The organism is Streptomyces sp. NPDC104814, from assembly GCF_055583185.1.
Genome location: NZ_JBVJOL010000006.1, coordinates 1 through 18,357 on the forward strand (window position 1 = coordinate 1; position 18,357 = coordinate 18,357).

The 18,357-nt window shown below is 71.5% G+C and carries 18 protein-coding genes; 8 read left to right on the top strand and 10 right to left on the bottom strand.

The genetic code is table 11. From position 1 onward, the window contains the following. Positions 1 to 121: 121 nt before the first annotated feature. Complete coding sequence (locus ACZ64A_RS20600; RefSeq protein ID WP_469811926.1) at positions 122 to 670, bottom strand: isochorismatase family protein; 549 nt, start codon at positions 668 to 670, stop codon at positions 122 to 124. Positions 671 to 753: 83 nt separating this feature from the next. On the opposite strand from ACZ64A_RS20600, the gene ACZ64A_RS20605 reads away from it, so the two are divergent. After that, entirely contained in the window at positions 754 to 1,317 is a 564-nt protein-coding gene (locus ACZ64A_RS20605) for a GNAT family N-acetyltransferase (protein WP_469811928.1), read from the top strand. An 8-nt stretch (positions 1,318 to 1,325) separates the two neighbouring features. Here the strand turns inward: ACZ64A_RS20605 and ACZ64A_RS20610 are convergent, their stop codons facing one another. The 7 genes from ACZ64A_RS20610 to ACZ64A_RS20640 form a co-directional block, all read right to left on the bottom strand. Continuing rightward, the gene (locus tag ACZ64A_RS20610) at positions 1,326 to 2,798 is read right to left on the bottom strand and encodes a type IV secretory system conjugative DNA transfer family protein (protein WP_469811929.1); all 1,473 of its coding nucleotides are present in this window, start codon (positions 2,796 to 2,798) and stop codon (positions 1,326 to 1,328) included. A 20-nt stretch (positions 2,799 to 2,818) separates the two neighbouring features. Then, a complete protein-coding gene (locus ACZ64A_RS20615; protein ID WP_469811930.1) occupies positions 2,819 to 4,234 on the bottom strand; it encodes an ATP-binding protein in 1,416 nt (471 codons plus the stop codon). Between the two features lie 14 nt (positions 4,235 to 4,248). Next, positions 4,249 to 5,805, bottom strand: a complete 1,557-nt coding sequence (locus ACZ64A_RS20620; protein WP_469811931.1) for an SCO6880 family protein — start codon at positions 5,803 to 5,805, stop codon at positions 4,249 to 4,251. Next, a complete protein-coding gene (locus ACZ64A_RS20625; RefSeq protein WP_469811932.1) occupies positions 5,802 to 7,145 on the bottom strand; it encodes a hypothetical protein in 1,344 nt (447 codons plus the stop codon). Before ACZ64A_RS20625 ends, ACZ64A_RS20620 begins: the two co-directional genes overlap by 4 nt. After that, entirely contained in the window at positions 7,135 to 7,971 is an 837-nt protein-coding gene (locus ACZ64A_RS20630; RefSeq protein ID WP_469811933.1) for a DUF8175 domain-containg protein, read from the bottom strand. The genes ACZ64A_RS20625 and ACZ64A_RS20630 overlap by 11 nt, the downstream gene beginning before the upstream one ends. Before the next feature lie 192 nt (positions 7,972 to 8,163). Beyond that, positions 8,164 to 8,472, bottom strand: a complete 309-nt coding sequence (locus ACZ64A_RS20635) for a hypothetical protein (RefSeq protein ID WP_014673544.1) — start codon at positions 8,470 to 8,472, stop codon at positions 8,164 to 8,166. A gap of 393 nt (positions 8,473 to 8,865) precedes the next feature. Then, positions 8,866 to 9,468, bottom strand: a complete 603-nt coding sequence (locus tag ACZ64A_RS20640; protein ID WP_469811935.1) for a TetR/AcrR family transcriptional regulator — start codon at positions 9,466 to 9,468, stop codon at positions 8,866 to 8,868. A gap of 61 nt (positions 9,469 to 9,529) precedes the next feature. Here ACZ64A_RS20640 and ACZ64A_RS20645 point away from each other — a divergent pair, with 61 nt between their 5' ends. From ACZ64A_RS20645 to ACZ64A_RS20665, 5 genes are all read left to right on the top strand, one after another. Beyond that, positions 9,530 to 10,441 (top strand): oxidoreductase, encoded by a 912-nt coding sequence (locus ACZ64A_RS20645; protein WP_469811937.1) that lies wholly within the window; start codon positions 9,530 to 9,532, stop codon positions 10,439 to 10,441. A gap of 294 nt (positions 10,442 to 10,735) precedes the next feature. Then, positions 10,736 to 11,515, top strand: coding sequence for a trypsin-like serine peptidase (locus tag ACZ64A_RS20650; protein WP_469811938.1), 780 nt, complete (start codon positions 10,736 to 10,738; stop codon positions 11,513 to 11,515). A gap of 69 nt (positions 11,516 to 11,584) precedes the next feature. Further along, positions 11,585 to 13,336 carry a serine/threonine-protein kinase gene (locus tag ACZ64A_RS20655; RefSeq protein ID WP_469811939.1) on the top strand — a complete coding sequence of 584 codons (1,752 nt, stop codon included), beginning with the start codon at positions 11,585 to 11,587 and terminating at the stop codon, positions 13,334 to 13,336. 36 nt (positions 13,337 to 13,372) lie between these two features. After that, positions 13,373 to 14,380 carry a C40 family peptidase gene (locus ACZ64A_RS20660; protein WP_469811940.1) on the top strand — a complete coding sequence of 336 codons (1,008 nt, stop codon included), beginning with the start codon at positions 13,373 to 13,375 and terminating at the stop codon, positions 14,378 to 14,380. Positions 14,381 to 14,601: 221 nt separating this feature from the next. Continuing rightward, positions 14,602 to 15,309 carry a phosphatase PAP2 family protein gene (locus ACZ64A_RS20665; RefSeq protein WP_469811941.1) on the top strand — a complete coding sequence of 236 codons (708 nt, stop codon included), beginning with the start codon at positions 14,602 to 14,604 and terminating at the stop codon, positions 15,307 to 15,309. 7 nt (positions 15,310 to 15,316) lie between these two features. Here ACZ64A_RS20665 and ACZ64A_RS20670 read toward each other — a convergent pair whose 3' ends face one another. Both ACZ64A_RS20670 and ACZ64A_RS20675 read right to left on the bottom strand, forming a co-directional pair. Then, on the bottom strand, positions 15,317 to 16,861 hold the full coding sequence (locus ACZ64A_RS20670) for an FAD-binding oxidoreductase (RefSeq protein ID WP_469811943.1): 1,545 nt from the start codon (positions 16,859 to 16,861) through the stop codon (positions 15,317 to 15,319). 79 nt (positions 16,862 to 16,940) lie between these two features. Continuing rightward, on the bottom strand, positions 16,941 to 17,108 hold the full coding sequence (locus ACZ64A_RS20675; protein ID WP_469811944.1) for a hypothetical protein: 168 nt from the start codon (positions 17,106 to 17,108) through the stop codon (positions 16,941 to 16,943). A gap of 142 nt (positions 17,109 to 17,250) precedes the next feature. Here ACZ64A_RS20675 and ACZ64A_RS20680 point away from each other — a divergent pair, with 142 nt between their 5' ends. Then, a complete protein-coding gene (locus ACZ64A_RS20680) occupies positions 17,251 to 18,099 on the top strand; it encodes an SCO4651 family lipoprotein (protein WP_469811946.1) in 849 nt (282 codons plus the stop codon). An 88-nt stretch (positions 18,100 to 18,187) separates the two neighbouring features. After that, positions 18,188 to 18,355, top strand: coding sequence for a hypothetical protein (locus tag ACZ64A_RS20685; RefSeq protein WP_469811948.1), 168 nt, complete (start codon positions 18,188 to 18,190; stop codon positions 18,353 to 18,355). The last annotated feature ends 2 nt before the right edge of the window (positions 18,356 to 18,357 follow it).

Consider the following 18,357-nt stretch of genomic DNA (forward strand, 5'->3'; position numbering starts at 1 on the left):
AGGGGGGACCCTGTGGGAGAGTAGGACACCGCCGAACAATTCTTGGGAAAACCCCCGCATCTTCGGATGCGGGGGTTTTCTGCGTTTCCGGACGCGTTTTCAGCGAGGCTCTTTCGGCCTCTCAGAAAGTCAGTTCCTCCGTGGTCGTCGTACCGCCCTTTCGGCCGGGGGCCTCGTGCCACTGCCAGTACAGGTTGGTGTGCGCGATGACCAGCTCCGGGGCCGGCGCCCCGTACTTCGTCAGGTCTTCCGTGGTGTGGGCGTCGGCGACCAGCGTCGCGTCGTAGCCGCGGGCGATCGCGCCGTGCAGGGTCGAGCGGATACAGACGTCCGTCTGGGCGCCCGTGATCACCAGCCGGCCCACCTTGTGGGCCGCGAGCACGGCTTCCAGGTCGGTCTCCTCGAAGGAGTCACCGTACTTCTTGTGGACGAGCGGCTCGTCGTCACGGCGGATCAGCTCGGGGACGTACTCCCAGCTCTTACTGCCGTACTCCAGGTCGTCGTCGGAGTGCTGTACCCAGATCACCGGTACGGCGGCTGCGCGGGCCTTGTCCGTGACCGTGCGGATGTTCGCCACGACGGCGTCGCGGTCGTGGGCCTCGGCCACCACGCCGTTCTGGACGTCGATGACGAGGATTGCGGTGTGGGGTCTGTCGGGCAGAGTCGTCATGGGGCTTCACAGTAGGCGCCGCCACTGACAGCCGCCGCCGAATATGAGGTGTGGGCCCGGCGGTTGCTGGCTACGGTGACCGCATGGAACCCCTGATCAGCGATGACCTCGCCATCCGCCCCATACGCGCCGATGAGTGGCAGGCCGTGAAGGAACTGCGGCTGGCCGCCCTGCGGGACCCGCTCGCGCACCTTGCCTTCCTCGACACCTACGAGGAGGCGGTGGAGCGGTCCGACGCCTTCTGGCAGGAACGGGCGGCCGGCTCGGGCGAGGGCGGCACCGGGGCCCGGCAGTTCGTCGCCGAAGGGGCCGACGGACAGTGGGCCGGCTCGGTGACCGTGCTGGTCGAGGAGGCCGGGACGACCGACTGGGCCGGGTACGACGTGGAGCGGCGGCAGGGCCATGTCGTCGGCGTCTATGTGCGGCCCGAGCATCGTGGGACCGGGCTGACGAAGGCGCTGTTCGACGCCGCGCTGGAGTGGGCGTGGGGCATCGGTGTCGAGCGGGTGCGGCTGATCGTGCACGAGGACAACAAGCGGGCCCAGGGCTTCTACCGCAAGGCCGGGTTCCTGCCGACCGGGGTGACCGTGCCGGTGGCCGGGGCGCCAGGGAAGCAGGAGCTCGAGTTCGTGCTGGAGAAGGGCTGACCTTCTCCTCACACCGGCAGTTCGTCGTGCGGCCAGCGGGAGCGGGCCTGTTCGCGGGAGCGGAGCAGGGCCAGGGCCGGCAGGCCCTGAGCGGCGCCGCGCGCCAGCAGCTCGGGGAGCTGGGGAAGCGGGGCGACGGCGGCGATGTCGTCGAGGACGAGCGTGAATGGTGGGTCGAGCCGACCGGAGGATGACCGTTCGGCCATGCGCCGGCCGTGCTCGACCACGCTCGAGACGAGGGCCGTCAGGAAGGGCATCGCGCCCGGGTCTGTCCTGGGGTCCTCGAGGGATTCGCCCACCACATAAAGACTGCCCCCTTCGTCGACGAAGGAATCCAAGGCGAGCGCATCACTTCGGTTGGGTGTGCATGCCTCGCGGATGTTGACCGTGGACAGGGCGGACAGGGCGCGTGCGAGGAGCTCCTGGGCCATGTCACGGCGCTCGGGGTGGGCGGTGAGCGCGGCCTCCAGCTCGCCGGCGGATCCGGCGGCGGCCTTCGGGCTCGTCCGCAGAACGCGGACGGCGTCCTGGATCTGGGTGCCCTGCGACCAGCGGTGGACGTGGCGCAGGGTGCGGCCGTCGACGGCGGCGGCGTGCAGATAGCTGCGCAGGAGGGTTTCCGCGGTCTCGCTGACCGTCTGGTCCAGGCGCGAGGTGGGGCGGACGGGGGCGAGGAGGGCGGCGGCTCTGTTCTTCGCCGTGCGCTTGTCCTCGCAGCCGGTGGTGGGGGACCAGTGCAGCCGGGACGGGGTGTCGCACAGGTGCGCCGGGTCGTAGAGGTGGGTGGGGCCGAGCTTGGCCCGGGCGTCCTTGGTGTCCTGCCAGACGGCCGGATTCGACGTGACGACCAGAAGGGGGCCCTCGGCGTCCCGTACGGCCTGCACGGCCGTGAGCCGGCGGCTTTCCCGGGGGGCGTAGTGGACCGGGCCCTCCGGGGTCTCCCAGCCGGTCACCGGTGAGGCGTGGGGCGGCGGGCCACCGGGTTCGGGCTGCGCCTCCAGGAGGGGCGGGAGCGGTTCCGGCTGTTCCGGTTCCGCGCGGGGGGCGGGGACCTCCCGTACGTCCGCCGGCGTCGGCGTCGTACGGGCCGGTGCTTTCGCCGCCGTCCGGCGTCCGGCCCGTCCGGCGCGCCAGCGGGCCACTGTGCCCATGACGAAGACCGTCAGGACGAACAGCACCATCAGCTGGCCGATGAACAGGCCCCAGAACAGGCCGTAGCCGGAGAGTTCGCCGGCCGGGGTGTCCGGCCAGGCGCCGGGGATGTCGTGGGGCTGCCCGATGAGATGGCGCATGGCCTGCGGCGTACGGGTGAAAGTGACCGCCGCGGGCCAGGCGCCGTGGGTGAAGAGACCGGCCAGGCCGGTCGCCGTCCAGACCAGCAGGGTCATGCCGAGCAGGAACGCGAGTATGCCGACGAGGAGGCCGTCGGGGATGCCGCCCTGGTTGTCCCGGCGGCCGTCGCGCTCGTCACCCGGTCTCATGGCTGCCCGTCCTTGTCTGCCTAGGCCACCGTCGACTCGGACGAGCCGTCCACGTCGGCCAGGTGCTCCTCCATGAACGCCGCCGCCCGTTCCTCGGCCTCCAGCTCCGCGGCGCGCAGGGCGTCGTGGTCGAGGGAGGACTCGGTCATCGCGCGGTCGGTGAAGACCAGCGGGCGTTCCGCCTCGGTGATCAGGTGTTTGACCACCTGGACGTTGCCGTTGACGTCCCAGACCGCGATGCCGGGGGTGAGCGTCGGGATGATCTCCACCGCCCAGCGGGGCAGCCCGAGGACGCGGCCGGTGGCGCGGGCCTCGTCGGCCTTCTGGGCGTAGATCGTGCGGGTCGAGGCCATCTTCAGGATCGCCGCGGCTTCCTTCGCGGCCGCGCCGTCGACGACGTCGGACAGGTGGTGGACGACCGCGACGAAGGACAGGCCGAGACGGCGGCCGAACTTCAGCAGGCGCTGGAACAGCTGGGCCACGAAGGGGCTGTTGATGATGTGCCAGGCCTCTTCGACGAGGAAGATGCGCTTCTTGCGGTCGGGGCGGATCCAGGTGTGCTCCAGCCACACGCCGACGATCGCCATGAGGATGGGCATGGCGATGGAGTTGCGGTCGATGTGGGAGAGGTCGAAAACGATCAGCGGGGCGTCGAGGTCGATGCCGACCGTGGTCGGGCCGTCGAACATGCCGCGCAGGTCACCGTCGACCAGACGGTCGAGCACCAGGGCGACGTCCAGACCCCACGCCCGGACGTCGTCTATGGCGACGTTCATCGCCTCCGCCGACTCCGGCTCGGGGTGGCGCAGCTGCTCGACGATGTCGGACAGGACCGGCTGGCGGTCGACGATGGTCTCGTTGACGTAGGAGTGGGCGACCTTGAGGGCGAAGCCGGAGCGTTCGTCCAGGCCGTGACCCATCGCCACCTCGATGATCGTGCGCAGCAGGGCCAGCTGGCCGGTGGTGGTGATCGCCGGGTCCAGCGGGTTGAGGCGGATGCCGTGGTCCAGGGCGGCCGTCGGGTCGAGCCGGATGGGCGTTATCCCCAGCTCCTGCGCGATCAGGTTCCACTCGCCGACGCCGTCCTCGCCCTGGGCGTCCAGGACGACGACCTGGCGGTCGCGGAAGCGCAGCTGGCGCAGGACGTACGTCTTCTCCAGGGCGGACTTGCCGTTGCCGGACTCGCCGAGGACGAGCCAGTGCGGCGCCGGGAGCTGCTGGCCGTAGAGCTGGAACGGGTCGTAGATGTAGCCCTTTCCGGAGTAGACCTCGCGGCCGATGATGACGCCGGAGTCGCCGAGGCCGGGGGCGGCGGTCGGCAGGTAGACCGCCTGGGCCTGGCCCGTGGAGGTGCGCACGGGCAGCCGGGTCGTCTCGACCTTCCCGAAGAGGAAGGACGTGAAGGCGTCGGTGAGGACGGACAGCGGATCCCGCATCGGCGAATCAGCCCCTACCTTCGGATGCCGGTGGCGAACGGAAGTGTGTTCACGAAGGCGCGGTGGTGCTCGCGGTCGCACCACTCCAGCTTCAGATACGACTTTCCTGCCGAGGCCCTTATGGTGCGCTTGTCGCGGGCGAGTGCCTCCGGGGAGCGGGACGACACGGTGATGTAGCCGACCAGGTTCACTCCGGCGGCGCCGCTGGCGAGGTCCTCGCCGCGCTGGTCGAGGCGGTTGTGGGCGGCGATGTCCCGCGGGTCGACGGTGCGGTTCATCTTGGCGGCGCGGGAGGCCTCGGCGACGTCGTTGGTCTTCTCGGTCAGCATGCGCTCGATGGCGACCTCGGTGGGTTCGAGGTCCATCGTGACGGCGACGGTCCGGATGACGTCGGGGGTGTGGACGAGCAGGGGCGCGAGGAAGTTCACGCCGACCGGGGTCATCGGCCACTCCTTGACCCAGGCGGTGGCGTGGCACCAGGGCGCGCGGGTGGAGGACTCGCGGGTCTTGGCCTGCAGGAAGGTGGGCTCGCGGGCGTCCAGTTCGGCGGGCCAGGCGTTGCGCTTGGTCATCGCCTGGATGTGGTCGATCGGGTGGTCCGGGTCGTACATGGAGTGGATGAGGGAGGCGAGCCGGCCCTGGCCGAGGGGCTGGCGGACGCGGATGTCGGCCTCCTGAAGGCGCGAGCAGATGTCGGTCAGCTCGCGGGCCATGACGACGGCGAGGCCGGCGTCGCGGTCGGCCTTGCCGCCGTGCGCGCGGGCGGCGCGGGCCATGGCGTTGGCCTCGGCGGCCAGGTCGCGGGTGTAGTGCATGCAGGCGACGAGGTAGGCGCGGTGCTGCTCGCTGGACGTGGACACCATCGACTGCAGCTGCTCGTAGGACTGCCGCAGCCAGCGCGGCGCCTTGTCGTCGCCGCGGACGGCGACGTCCTTGGCGTGGGCGTCGGGGTCGGCGGGCAGGGTGCGGGCGAGCATCTGCAGGCGGGTGACGAAGCCGTCGCCGTTGGCGACGTGCTTGAGCAGCGTGCCGAAGCGGTCGACGAGGGCTTCCTGGTCCTCGCTGTCGCGCAGGCCGACGCCGGGGCCCTCGATCTCGATGGCCGCGGTGACGGTTCTGCGGTCGGCGTGCAGCAGGACGGCGATCTCGTCGGGGCCGAAGGGGGCCGCGAGCCAGTTGATACGGCCGATGCCGGGCGGCGGGCCGACCTCGATCTCCTTGCCGTCGAGCCGGGTGCCGGCCTCGACGGCGCCGGAGCGGTAGGTGGCGCCCTGCTTCAGGGTCCGCTTGTAGCTGCGGTTGATCTCGAACCACTTGTAGAACGTGCGTCGCTTGTACGGCACGTAGACCGCGGCCAGCGCGAGCAGCGGGAAGCCCATGAGCAGCACGATGCGCAGGGACAGGACGGGGACGAGGAGCCCGCACATCATGCCGAGGAACGCGCCGACGATGATCAGCGCGAGCTCGCCGGGTTCGCGGTTGCGTCCGACGATGGCGTTCGGCCGGGCGCGGCCGATCAGATATGTACGGCGGGGCGTGACCGGATGGGACACGTGGGACTCGGTCGTCAACGCCCTTCACCTCCCGTGCGGTTGGTACTGCTGTTGCGGGTGTTGCTGGCGTGCGGGGTGTTGACGGGGCTGCTCGCGCGGGGCGGGGGAGCGGCGGAGGGGACAGTTCCGCCGCCACCACCGGTCGAGGTGCGCGCGCTGTGCGCGGCGACGCCGCCGGAGGCGGGGTTGGCCTGGCGTGGGGTGCTGGACGAGGATCCGGCGGCCTGGCCGCCGTTGCTGTCGGCGCGGGTGCTGTGCGTCTTGATGCCCTGGGCGACGAGGCTGGCCGGGGAGCTGATGACGGCGGCGGCCTTGCCTTCGGCGCCCTGCATGAGGCGGTTGTTGCGGGAGTTGACGATCTCGTCGCCGAAGCCGGGGACGAAGCGGTAGATCATCGCCGAGGCGAAGATGGCGAGCAGGATGATCGCGAGGCCGGAGACGACGGCGGAGAACGCGTTGGGGCCGTCGCCGGAGGACAGGGCGCCGGCCAGTCCGAGCACGATCACGATGACCGGCTTCACGAGGATGACCGCGATCATGATGCCGGCCCAGCGGCGGACGTGGCCCCACATGTTCTTGTCGACGAGGCCGGAGTAGACGACGGTGCCGAGCAGGGCGCCGACGTACAGCAGGGCGGCGCGGATGACGAGTTCCAGCCACAGGACGCCGGCGGCGAGGATGCTGACCAGGGAGACGACGATCAGCATGATCGGGCCACCGCCGATGTCGTCGCCCTTCTTCAGGGCGGCGGAGAAGGTGCCGAAGAACGTGTCGGCCTGGTTTCCGGTGGTCCTGGCGAGCACGTCGCTGACGCCGTCGGCCGCGGAGACGACGGTGTAGAGGATCAGCGGGGTGAACGCGGAGGCGAGCACGGTGAGCCAGAGGAAGCCGACGGCTTCGGAGATGGCGGTGCTCAGGGGTACGCCGCGGACGGCCCGCTTGGCCACGGCCAGCAGCCACAGCAGCAGCGTGAGGATCGTCGACGCGGCGAAGACGACGGCGTACTGCTGGAGGAACTTCTGGTTGGTGAAGTCGACGTTGGCCGTCTCCTTCACGGCCACGCTGAGCTTGTCGACGGTCCAGGACGCGGCGTCGGCACAGCCCTTGGCGAGCGAGGAGAGGGGGTCGAGGGTGGCAGAGGGGTCGGGGGAGACGGAACGGCCACCGCGGGCGGCGCCGTTGCCTTTTTCGCAGTAGTCCTTGGCGGGGCCGCGGATGAGGTCGCAGGGGTCGTTGCTGCCCGACGGGCTCGGCGTGGGACTCGGTGCGGCGAAGGCGCGGGTGGCCAGGAGCACCATGCTGGTCTGTACGGCGGCTGCGGCTGCCGTGAGCTTGAGGAAGCGGTGTTCAGCGCGCATAGGTGAAGCCTCCGTACTCCTGAAGGGCCTTCGTCATGTCGTCGGCGGTGGAGGCTTGCTGGTCGCGCCCGACCGGCACGGGGCCGTCCTTCTGCTGGAAGTCCGTGATCTTCCAGTCGTTGGCGGTCCACTTCAGTTGGTAGGTGGTGGTGTACCAGCTCTCGGACACCGGGTTGGTGGAGGCTTCGCCGGACAGGCCGAAGAGCGACGTGTACCAGACCTCGACCGTGGCGCTGTCGGGCGTGAACGCGGTGACCTTGGTGCCCACCGGAATGGCCCGGGACACGAAGGTCTGGCCGCTGGGCGCGGTGCCGTCCTTGTTCAGACCGATATTGGTGAGGAACTTCTCGTTGGTGTACGCGCTGTCCAGGGCGGCCTGGCGGGCGGCTGCCACGTCGGGCGCGTAGACGGTACCGACGATGTCGTGCCGTCCGGTTGCGTCGAACATGTCTGTCGATGCGAGCGCCACCGAATAATTCGCCGCAGCGGACTGTGCCCCCTGTTGGTCGTGGGCGAAGCCCGTGGGGATGCCTGAGGTGTTCGTCCGGACCGGTTGTGTGCCCGTTGCCGCCGTCGGGGCCGCCTTGGGTTTGTTGCCCGCCGCCGCGCCGGACGGGCTCCCGCCCCCGCCGCGGTTGGCGAAGGCGATGGCCGCGATGAGGAGGACCACCACCGCGACCACCGTGACCATGCTCCGCGAGGAGGAGCGGCGGCCGGGGCGGCGCGCCCCGCCGTAGGGGTCGCCGGGGCTGTCCGGCAGCCGTGTGCGCGTCTGGCCGCTGCCGCCGTAGCCGCCGGCCGCGTCGTGCTCGTCCCCGAGACTCATGCCGCGTACGCCCCCTCGACGTCGTTCAAGAACACCTCGTACCGGAACGCGTAGGAGTACGACGGTAGCCGTGCTGGTTCCCGCGCGGGCGCGGTGTGGTGACTCGACATCAGGGAAACGCAACCTCAGCCGGTGGGCACGACAGGTGAGTGGGACGGGAGGGAGGACGGAGGCGAACGGGTGGCGCGCCTGCTACACGGCCATGCCGTACACGATCGTGAACAGCGTGCCGAGCGAGCCGATGATGAATACCCCGGTCAGCCCGGCGATGATCAGCCCCTTGCCCTGTTCGGCGCTGAAGGTGTCCCGCAGGGCGGTGGCGCCGATACGCTGCTTGGCCGCCCCCCAGACGGCGATGCCGAGGCAGAGCAGGATGGCGACGGCCATCACCACCTCGATCATCACCTTGGCTTCGTTGCCCAGGCTGCCGAACGGGCCCCAGTCCGGAGCGATTCCGCCGATGATGGTGTTGATGTCTCCCTTGTCGGCCGCAAAGAGCATGTAAGTCACCGCCCCTGTTGGGTAGTTCCGCAGTCCCCCTGCGGTGTGCAGAGGTCAGGACTCATTCTCGCCGACGATGCCGCTGTCGTATGTCGACTTGGCGTCATTCGTTGGCGGGTTTCGTACGAACACCTTGCGCGGGGTCGTATGGTCACTCTGTGTATCACGGCAGGTCACGCCGGGCAATGAGGCCGGTGCGGAACCAGTGGTGTGGTTCCGTCGTTGTGCCCTCTTGTGTCCTGGACCGTTTCTGACGGCTGATCGGGTGAGCGGTCGTGTCACTGCTGTGAGGGTGAAGGCTATCTCCGGCCAGGGGAAGGGGGCGCGGCGGCCCTTGCGCGCTGGAGCCGTGTGCGGCGGGCGCGGTGACGCAGGGTCAGGATTGGCGCAGGGTCAGGGCCGGCGTGGGGTGAGGCCGTGCAGCAGGTGGTGGACGTGGTCGTCCAGGCCGTCGAGGGCCTCCTGTGCGGGGAGTGCGCAGCCGGCGACCAGTGCGGCGAGGCCGTGCAGGCTCGCGGCCATGACCATGGTGATGCGCTCGGGGTCGCCCGCGACGAGTTCGCCGCGCTGCTGCGCGTCGGCGACCACGTGGGTGAGGGAGCCGAAGGAGCGCTCGACGGCGTCGGCGAGCTGGGCGTCGGGCTCGTGTTTGCGCGCGAACATCAGCTCGAGCAGCTCGGGGTTGTCGATGGCGAACCCGAGGTAGGCGCGGGCGAGGGAGGCGAGGCGCCGCGGCAGGGGGTGTCCGGGGGCGTCGGCGCTGTGCAGGGCCTGGATGAGCCGTTCGTAGCCGGTGAGGGCGAGGGCGTCGAGCAGGGCCTGCTTGTCCTTGAAGTGGCGGCCCGGGGCGGCGTGGCTGACGCCGATGTCGCGGGCGAGTTCCCGCAGGGAGAGTGCGCCGGCGCCCTTGTCGCGGAGGGTGCGTTCGGCGCTCTTGAGGAGGGCGGCGCGCAGGTCTCCGTGGTGGTAGGGGCGGCTTGCGGGCATGTCGGCCATCGTATCCGCCGCCCTGGGTGTTGTCGTTGACAGCATTGTTGTCACTGCCTACATTGAGGGTATGGCTGACAGTCAGAGCAAGTGGAACGTGTCCGCGATGCCGGACCTCACCGGGCGTACGGCCGTGGTGACCGGCGCCAACAGCGGCATCGGCCTCGTGACCGCCGGCGCGCTCGCCGCGGCCGGGGCGCACGTCGTCCTCGCGGTACGCGACGAGGGACGGGGCCGGGCCGCGGCCGCGACCCTGCGCGGCAGCACCGAGGTGCGCCGGCTGGACCTGGCGGACCTCGCCTCGGTGAAGGAGTTCGCGACCGGCTGGGAGGGCCCGCTGGACCTGCTGGTCAACAACGCGGGCGTGATGATGGTGCCGCGGGGCCGGACGAAGGACGGCTTCGAGACCCAGTTCGGCACGAACCACCTGGGTCACTTCGCGCTGACCAACCTGCTGCTGCCGCACGTCACCGACCGGGTCGTGACGGTGTCCTCCGGTGCGCACCGCTGGCCCGGGGCGGCGATCCACTTCGACGACCTGAACCTGGAGCGGCGCTACAACCCGCAGCGCGCCTACGCCCAGTCCAAGCTCGCCAACCTGCTCTTCACGCTGGAACTCCAGCGCCGGCTGACCGCGGCCGCCTCCCCGGTGCGCGCCCTCGCGGCCCACCCGGGCTGGGCGGCGACCAACTTGCAGAGCCACGCCGGGAACCCCGTGACGCGGGCGTTCATGCAGGCCGGCAACCGTCTCTTCGCCCAGGACGACCGGGCCGGAGCCCTGCCGACGCTGTACGCGGCGGTGGCGGACCTGCCCGGGGCGAGCTACGTCGGCCCCGACGGCCTCGGCGAGCTGCGCGGCGCCCCGGCCCTGGTGGGCCGCTCACGGGCGGCGAGCGACCCTGAGGCGGCACGACGGCTGTGGACGGCGTCGGAGGAGCTGACGGGCGTGGCGTTCCCGGCGGCGGTCGGCAAGGACGCCTGAGCCGCTTTTCACCGGGGTGGCGCCGTTCGGGTGTCGCGGCGCGGCCCGGCGTCGTAGCGTGGGGCTGCCGCGCCGGCGTGCTCCGGAGGTGTACCGGGCCGTTCGCGGGGCAGGCGGTGCGGTGTCGGTGCGGTGAAGGACGGAGGCAGCCCTGTCATGGCCGTTGTCGTGGTCGGAAGCGTGCGCGGTGTCCTGGTCGATTCGCCCGAGGCGCCGCGGTTTCCGCGACGCGCCCGGCAGCCGATGCAGCGCGTCTGACGATTTTCTCACCTTCGTCCGTCACAGTGGTCGCCGATGAAGCGCTCCTCACGCTCCGTGGGCCCTCGCAGACGCGCGCTCTTCTGTGTGCTCGTGCTGCTGGCCGGTGCCTCGTGTTCCGGTGCTGCCGCGCGCGCCTGGCCGCGGCCGCTCGGTGTGACCGTGCGGGCCGCGCCCACTCCGCCGAGCGCCCGGATCGGGGCGCTCTTCCACGCCGGCACCCTCGACTGGGAGGGTGAGCACTTCTGCACCGCCTCCGTGGTGCACAGCCCCCACCGCGACCTCATCGTGACCGCGGCGCACTGCCTGAGCGGTGACGGCAGCGAGGACGAGGGCGATCTGGTCTTCGTGCCGGGCTACCGGTACGGCAAGGCGCCCTACGGGGCCTGGCCGGTGCAGCGGATGATGCTGCCGGACGGGTGGCAGGCGGGCCGCAGCGAGGACAGCGACGTGGCCTTCGCGGTGCTCGCGCCGCGCGGCGGCAAGACCGTGGAGGACGTCGTCGGCGCGAACCCGTTCGTCACCGGTACGACGACCGGGGCGAGCACGGTGACGGTCACCGGGTACCCCGACGACCAGGAGGCGCCGGTGGTGTGCACCAACAAGCCGGTGCGGCACAGCCCCACGCAGCAGCGGATCAACTGTCCCGGGTTCAGCAGCGGCACGAGCGGCAGCCCGTGGCTCGACCGGCTCGGGCGGGTCGTGGGCGTCCTCGGCGGCCACGAGGACGGCGGTGACACGGACGACGTGTCCTACAGCGTGGTGCTGGGCACGGAGGCGGCGGAGGCGTACCGGGACGCGTCGGGCGTTCCGTGACCGTCCTCCGGTCCTGAGGGACCGTCATGAATGCATGCGTGTGAATGATCTTTGTGGCAGGGTCGGTCCGTGCACGCACTCAAGGCTCAGGATCCGGCGCACATAGGCGCGTACACACTGCTCGCGCGGCTTGGCGCGGGTGGGATGGGGCAGGTCTACCTCGGGCGTTCGCCCGGTGGCCGGCTGGTGGCGATCAAGGTGATCCGCGACGAGATCACCGACCATCCGGAGGCCCTCGCCCGGTTCCGCCGCGAGGTGGAGACCGTCCGCGCCGTGCGCAGCGCGTACACGGCGAACCTGATCGACGCGTCGCTGGACACGTCGCCGCTGTGGCTGGCCACGGAGTACGTCGCGGGCCCGACACTGGCCCAGGCGGTGGCCGCGCACGGGCCCGTGCCGCCCGGCAGTGCGCGGCGGCTGCTCGCCGCGCTGGCCGAGGCGCTGGCGAGCGTCCACGCGTACGGCGTGACGCACCGCGACCTCAAGCCGCAGAACGTGATCCTCTCCCCGCAGGGCCCGCTGCTCATCGACTTCGGTATCGCGCGGGGCGCGGCCGACACGGCGCTCACCCAGACGGGTCTGACCCCGGGCACGCCCGGGTACACCGCGCCGGAGGTGCTGACGCACGACCGGGCGGGCGCGGAGGCGGACGTCTTCGCGCTCGGCGCGACCGTCGCGCACGCGGTGACCGGGCGGGCGCCCTTCGGCGGCGGCGCCGGGCACGCCGTCTCCTACCGTGTGGTGCACGAGGACATCGACCTCGCGGGTGTGGAGCCGGCCCTGGCCGCGCTCATCGGGGAGTGCGTCGCCAAGGACCCGGCGCGCCGCCCCGCGCTGGACGAGGTCATCGCGCGCTGCGCGGTCGGCTCGGCGCTCACCGAGGACCCCTATTACGCCGGCATCAGCGGCCAGGGCGAGGCCGCGCCGCGGGACCTTCCGGCGGCCGTGGCGGCGGGGCTGGTGCCGGCGGGGCACGGGGCGGCCGCGGTCGCGTCCCAGCCGACCGCGGGCCCGGGCTACACGCCGACGGCGACCCCTGGCTACGTCCCCACCCTCGGTCCCGCCGCCGCCGCGGCGGTGCCGCCGCGGCCGCGACCCCGCCGGCGTACCGCGTGGATCGTCACCCTGGCCGTCGCCGTGGTGGTCGGGTCGGGGACCGCGGTGGCGCTGCGCACCCTGGGCGGGGGCGGGGAGCAGCAGGCGCAGGGCACGGGCGGCGGCGGTTCCTCGCCGTCCGCGAGCGCCGTCGCCCAGACGAAGCCGCCGGCGTACATCGAGGACAACCGGGTCTCGCACGACTACTGGCATCTGTCCGACAAGGCGGACGAGGCCGCGCACGGCATCGGCACGTGCGGGCTCATCGGCGCGGTGAGCCCGCCCTACATCCTCCAGACGGACGTGGACGACGCCGCCGATCCGCAGTCCGCCACCGTCCGGACGAAAGCGAAGATCTCCTTCCGTTTCAAGGAGACGAGCTGGCTCAGCACCCTGCCCGCCCCCTATTACGTCACCGTCGGCGTGAAACCGCCCCACGAGATCGACTCCGAGACGGGCAAGCCGTTCGACGGCCTGCTCATGGAGAGCAAGAACATCGGCTACACGAGCAAGCCGCTGGACATCTACCGGACCACCCGGGACGGCGACTTCATCGAGCTGACCTACCCCGACGACTTCCAGAGCCACTCCCAGGGCAAGGCCGAGAACGCCATCCCGGTCACGAACGACCCCGGTGACTGGACCGTGGTGCTGTATCACGTCAAAAGCAGCCCCACCGACTACGAGAGCTTCGGTTGCACCGGATTCCGGGTGGGAAGCTCCTAAACTGGCGCGGGCGGACTCCCGGTCGGTGAGGGGCGGTTGACGGTGCGTAAGGCGTGGCTCTGGGCGGGTGGCGCCGCCGCGGCAGGAGTGAGCTTCGTGCTGCTCCTCGTCGTCGGGGTGTACGTGATCGCCGGCAACCTCATGAACGGCGTCGGCGGAGCCGGCCGGGCGCTGGCCAAGGGCGCCGTGCCCGCCGCGTACCAGGCCCTCGTGCAGAAGTGGGGCAACCTGTGCCCGGCGCTCAACCCGGCGCTGCTCGCCGCGCAGCTCTACCAGGAGAGCGGGTTCAACCCCGCCGCCAGAAGCCCGGCGAAGGCGCTGGGGATAGCGCAGTTCATCCCCGGCACCTGGGCGACCCACGGCATCGACGGCGACGGCGACGGCGACCGCGACATCTGGGACCCGAATGACGCGATTCCATCGGCCGCGTCGTACGACTGCGAGCTCTCCAAGGACGTCAGGAGCGTCCCCGGCAACGCCACGCACAACATGCTCGCCGCCTACAACGCGGGCGCGTACGCGGTCATCAAGTACGGGGGCGTGCCGCCGTACAAGGAGACCCAGAACTACGTGAAGACCATCACCACGCTGGAGGACAGCTTCGCCGCGCCCGTCAGCCGTATCGCCCCCTCCGAACAGGCCGCCGGGGCCATCTACTTCGCTCAGAAGAAGCTCGGGACGCCTTATCTGTGGGGCGGGGAGGGTACGCCTGAGCAGGGCGGACGGTTCGACTGTTCGGGGCTGACGCAGGCCGCCTACCAGACCGTGGGCGTCACGCTGCCGCGGGTCGCCAACGACCAGTACAACGCGGGGCCGCACCCCAAGCGGGACGAACTGCTGCCGGGGGACCTGGTGTTCTTCTCGCACGACCCGGCCGACTCGCGGGCCATCCACCACGTCGGCATCTACGTCGGCGGCGGGTACATGATCGACGCGCCGCGCACGGGGGCCGTCATCCGGTTCGACCCGATCGACACCGGCGACTACTTCGGCGCCACCCGGGTCACCGAAGATGGCGCGAAAGCGCTCCCCACCTCCGTGTGAACCCTCTGTGAACCCACCCCCTGAGCTGCGGCGACGAGTCTCTCTTCGATAACGTCTGCGTGATCATTCGGTGGAGGGTGGAACGTATCAACGGGGGCCGTGCGTTCCTGTTGACGTAGTCGAGCGCACGTCTGACGTAAGCGGGTCTACACACCACGGGGGTGGGCAGCAGCGGCGCACGCGAGGTGCGCCCGGGACAACGACGAAGGGGCCGCAGCACCATGGCTGGACTCGCCGAATCCGGGTCGAACCCCGACGTCGACCTGCTCTACGACATCAACGGCCTGGCCAAGGACGCGCCGCACTGGTTCGACCGGGCCATGGAGTTCGTCGGTGAGTACGGGTTGCTGCTCGCCATGGTCCTGCTGGTGCTGTGGTGCTGGTGGACCGTGCGGCGTCGGGGCGGGCAGGACGCCGCCTCCTCGGTGGCCGCTCTGGTGTGGGCGCCGCTCGCGGCCGGGATCGCCGTTCTCGTCAACGTCCCGATCCGCGGCTTCGTGCAGCGGCCGCGGCCGTTCAACGACCACCAGGGCCTGGACGTCCTCGTCTCCGGCAAGAACGACTTCTCCTTCGTCAGCGACCACGCCACCCTCACCATGGCCATGGGCGTCGCCCTGTTCGTCGCCAACCGCCGCTTCGGGCTGGCCGGCATCGCACTCGCCCTCCTCGAGGGCTTCTGCCGTGTCTACATGGGCGTGCACTACCCGACCGACGTCATCGGCGGTTTCGCCCTCGGTACGGCCGTGGCGCTGCTGCTGTCGCCGCTCGCCACGGCACTGCTGACGCCGCTGGCGAAGGCCGTGGAGCGGTCCGGGGCCGGATGGCTGATCCGCTCCCGGCGGCAGCAGACCGGCGGGCAGGAGGCGCTGATCCCGAACGCGCGGTCCGAGCAGCCCGCCGGCACCGAGGAACGGGATCTGGCCGCCTGACGGCCCCTTACAGGGCCTGCGGGAAGGTGAAGAAGCGGTTCGGGTCGTAGGTCTTCTTCACCTGCGTCAGACGGGCCGCGGCGTCGCCGTAGTAGGCGCCGCGCCAGTCCTTCAGCGTCGCATCGGTGTAGTTCTGGTACGCCGCCCCCGAGGCGTACGGCCGCATCGCGCCGTGCGCGGAGGCCAGCCAGGACTGGGCCGCCGTACCGGGGGTGCCCGCGCGCCAGGCCGCGATGTACTGGGCCAGCATGCGCGAGCGGCGGTGCACGAAGGCCGTCGCGGTCGGGGCGACACGGTTGACGGCGCCGCCCAGCGAGGTCAGGGCGAAGCTGCCGGTGCCGCCACGGACGGACCTGATCTGCGCGAGCAGCATCTGGATGCCGGCCGGTGACAGCGACCGGTCGAAGAAGTCCGAGCGGGCCGCGTACGTCTCGCGGTGCAGCAGGCCCTGCGGGGAGCGGCCCGGCGTGGCGCCCGGCAGATGGCACTGCGCGTCGGCGGAGAAGGCCGAGCAGCCGGCGTAGATCTCCATCGCCTGCTCGTAGGAGCGGCGCCGCAGGGAGACGCTGGTGGCGTTGGCGCCGGCGCTGTGCGCGAGGCGGTCGACGGCGTTCTTCAGCTCGCCGTAGGTGCCGAGGGAGAAGGCGGAGACGGTGACGGTCGGGGTGCCGCCGGTGTCGTTGGCCAGGTGCAGGGACGACCAGATCTCGTCGGGCTGGGAGGGGCCCCACTCCTGCCATGCCCTCACCACCGCCGCCGCCTTCGACCACGGCCAGCTCAGGTACGCGGTGACGGCCTGCGGGGCGGGGTGGGTACGGAAGTGCAGCTCGGTGACGACGCCGAAGTTGCCGTTGCCGGCGCCGCGCAGGGCCCAGAACAGGTCGGGGTGGTTCGTGGCGTCGGCGGTGAGCTGCCGGCCGTCGGCGGTGACCAGGGTGGCGGCGGTGAGGCTGTCGCAGGTCAGGCCGTAGGCGCGGGAGACCACGCCGTGGCCGCCGCCGAGGGTGAGGCCGGAGACGCCGACGGTGGGGCAGGAGCCGGCGGGTATCGTCGTGCCCTTCGCGGCCAGGGCGCGGTAGACGTCGATCAGCTTGGCGCCGGCGCCGACCACGGCCGAGGTGCCCGAGGCGCGGACCCGGTTCAGCCTGGAGACGTCGAGGATCAGGCGGTTGTCGCCGGAGGACCAGCCGGCGTAGGAGTGGCCGCCGTTGCGTATCGCGACGGTGAGGCGGTGGGCGCGGGCGTACGCGAGGGTGGTGCGGATGTCGTCGGCGTGCGCCACGTAGGCGACGGCGGTCGGCTTCAGGGTGTCGAAGCGGGTGTTGTACAGCTGCCGTGCGGCCGTCCAGGAGGCGTCGCCGGGGCGGACGAGGGTGCCGTCGAGGTCGCGGGCGAGGGCGGCGAGGCCCGCGGGGGCGGCGGCGGAGGCGACCTTCAGCGGGGGGCCGGAGGACCGGGCTGCCGCCTGTCCTGCCGTGCCGCCCGTGCAGGCGGCCGTGGTCACCGTGGTGACCGCGGCCGCGGTCCCGCCGAGGAAGGTGCGCCGGTCCATGTGAGGGTCTCCGTCCCGTGGGGCTCTTCGTGGGTGGGGACGGGGTGGGGGCGCGCCGGGTTCCCTCGTGGCCGTGCGGTCACGGCGCGTTCGCGTGGGTCTCCGCGTCGGTTCTGGCCTGGCTGCGTGCGCGGCGCGCCGGGCCTCGCCAGCCGCAGGTGCAGCGGGCCAGGCAGAAACGCCCTTGTTCGACGGTGGTCGTGCGGTGTTCCTGACGGGTTGCCGGAGGACCGTCCTGCTGGGTCACGTGTCCACGGTAGCGGGAAGGGCCGACGGGCCGTCAGCCGGTCACGGCCCCCGCTCCCCGGCCGTGACGGGTGCACCTACCCGTCGTTAACCGGAACGACAGGCGGCCCGTGACGGACGTACCGGCTGGGGGTAGGCAGGCGATGGCACAGCGGCGGCAGCGCTGGCGGCGTTCAGGCGGGGCACTCGCCACGGCCGGGGTCATGGTGTGCGTGTGCGCCGGTGCCGCCGGGTGCTCCGGCAGCGGGGCCGCGGCCGAGGACGCACGCGGCGCGGACGACGTGGTCGGGCTGCTCAGGAAGGCGCCGGACCGGCTGGTGGCCGCCGGGAGTTCGAAGGCGCGCACGGCGATGGAGATGGCCACCGGCGGCACCCGGGTGACGATCCGCGGCGAGGGCGGCTACGACTTCCGGCACCGGCTGGGGGAGCTGCGGGTGGTGCTGCCGCAGGACCCGGCGGGCAGCAGCGAGCACCGGCCGATCACGGAACTGCTCGCTCCGGGTGCGCTGTTCATGAAGAACCGGGGCGCCGGGGTGCCCGCCGACAAATGGGTGCGGGTGGAGAGCGCGTCGGTCTCCGACGGCAACCTCGTCACCGGCGGCGCGACCGATCCGTTCGCCGCCGCCGAGGTGCTGCGCGGCACCCGCACCGCGACCTACGTGGGACGCACCGAGGTCGCGGGGACGCCGGTGCGGCACTACCGCGGCACCGCCGACCTCGCCGCGGCCGCGCGCGGCGCCTTCGTCCCCGCCGACCGGGACGCGCTGCGCGCCGCGGCGAAAGGGTTCGCCACGGCGCTGGTGCCGTTCGACGTCTATCTCGACGACGCCGGCCGCATCCGCAAGATCCGGCACCGGTTCAGCTTCGTCAACGGGCAGAAGAAGGACGCCGTGGCGGTCGCCTCGACGACGCTGCTGTACGACTTCGGCACCCCCGTCGCCGTACGGCTGCCGCGCAGCGCGGACATCTACGACGGGCGGATCGCCGAGTAGAGGAGGACTAGCCCTTCCGTGCCATGCGCCGGCCGCGGGCCGCTCCCTACTCTAGGAAGCCGGTGACGGCAGAGATGAGGTGAGGCTCGTGGCTCCGCTCGGCGGTACGGCGGTTCAGGACCATGTGGCGCTCGCCGAGATAGAGCTGTGCTGCGAGCTGATCATCGCCGCCTCGGCCGCCCGGGACCGGCTCAGCATGGAGAGCATCGACGAGGTGCTGCGCGTGGCCGAGGAGCGGGACGCCCGCGCGGGCTGAGA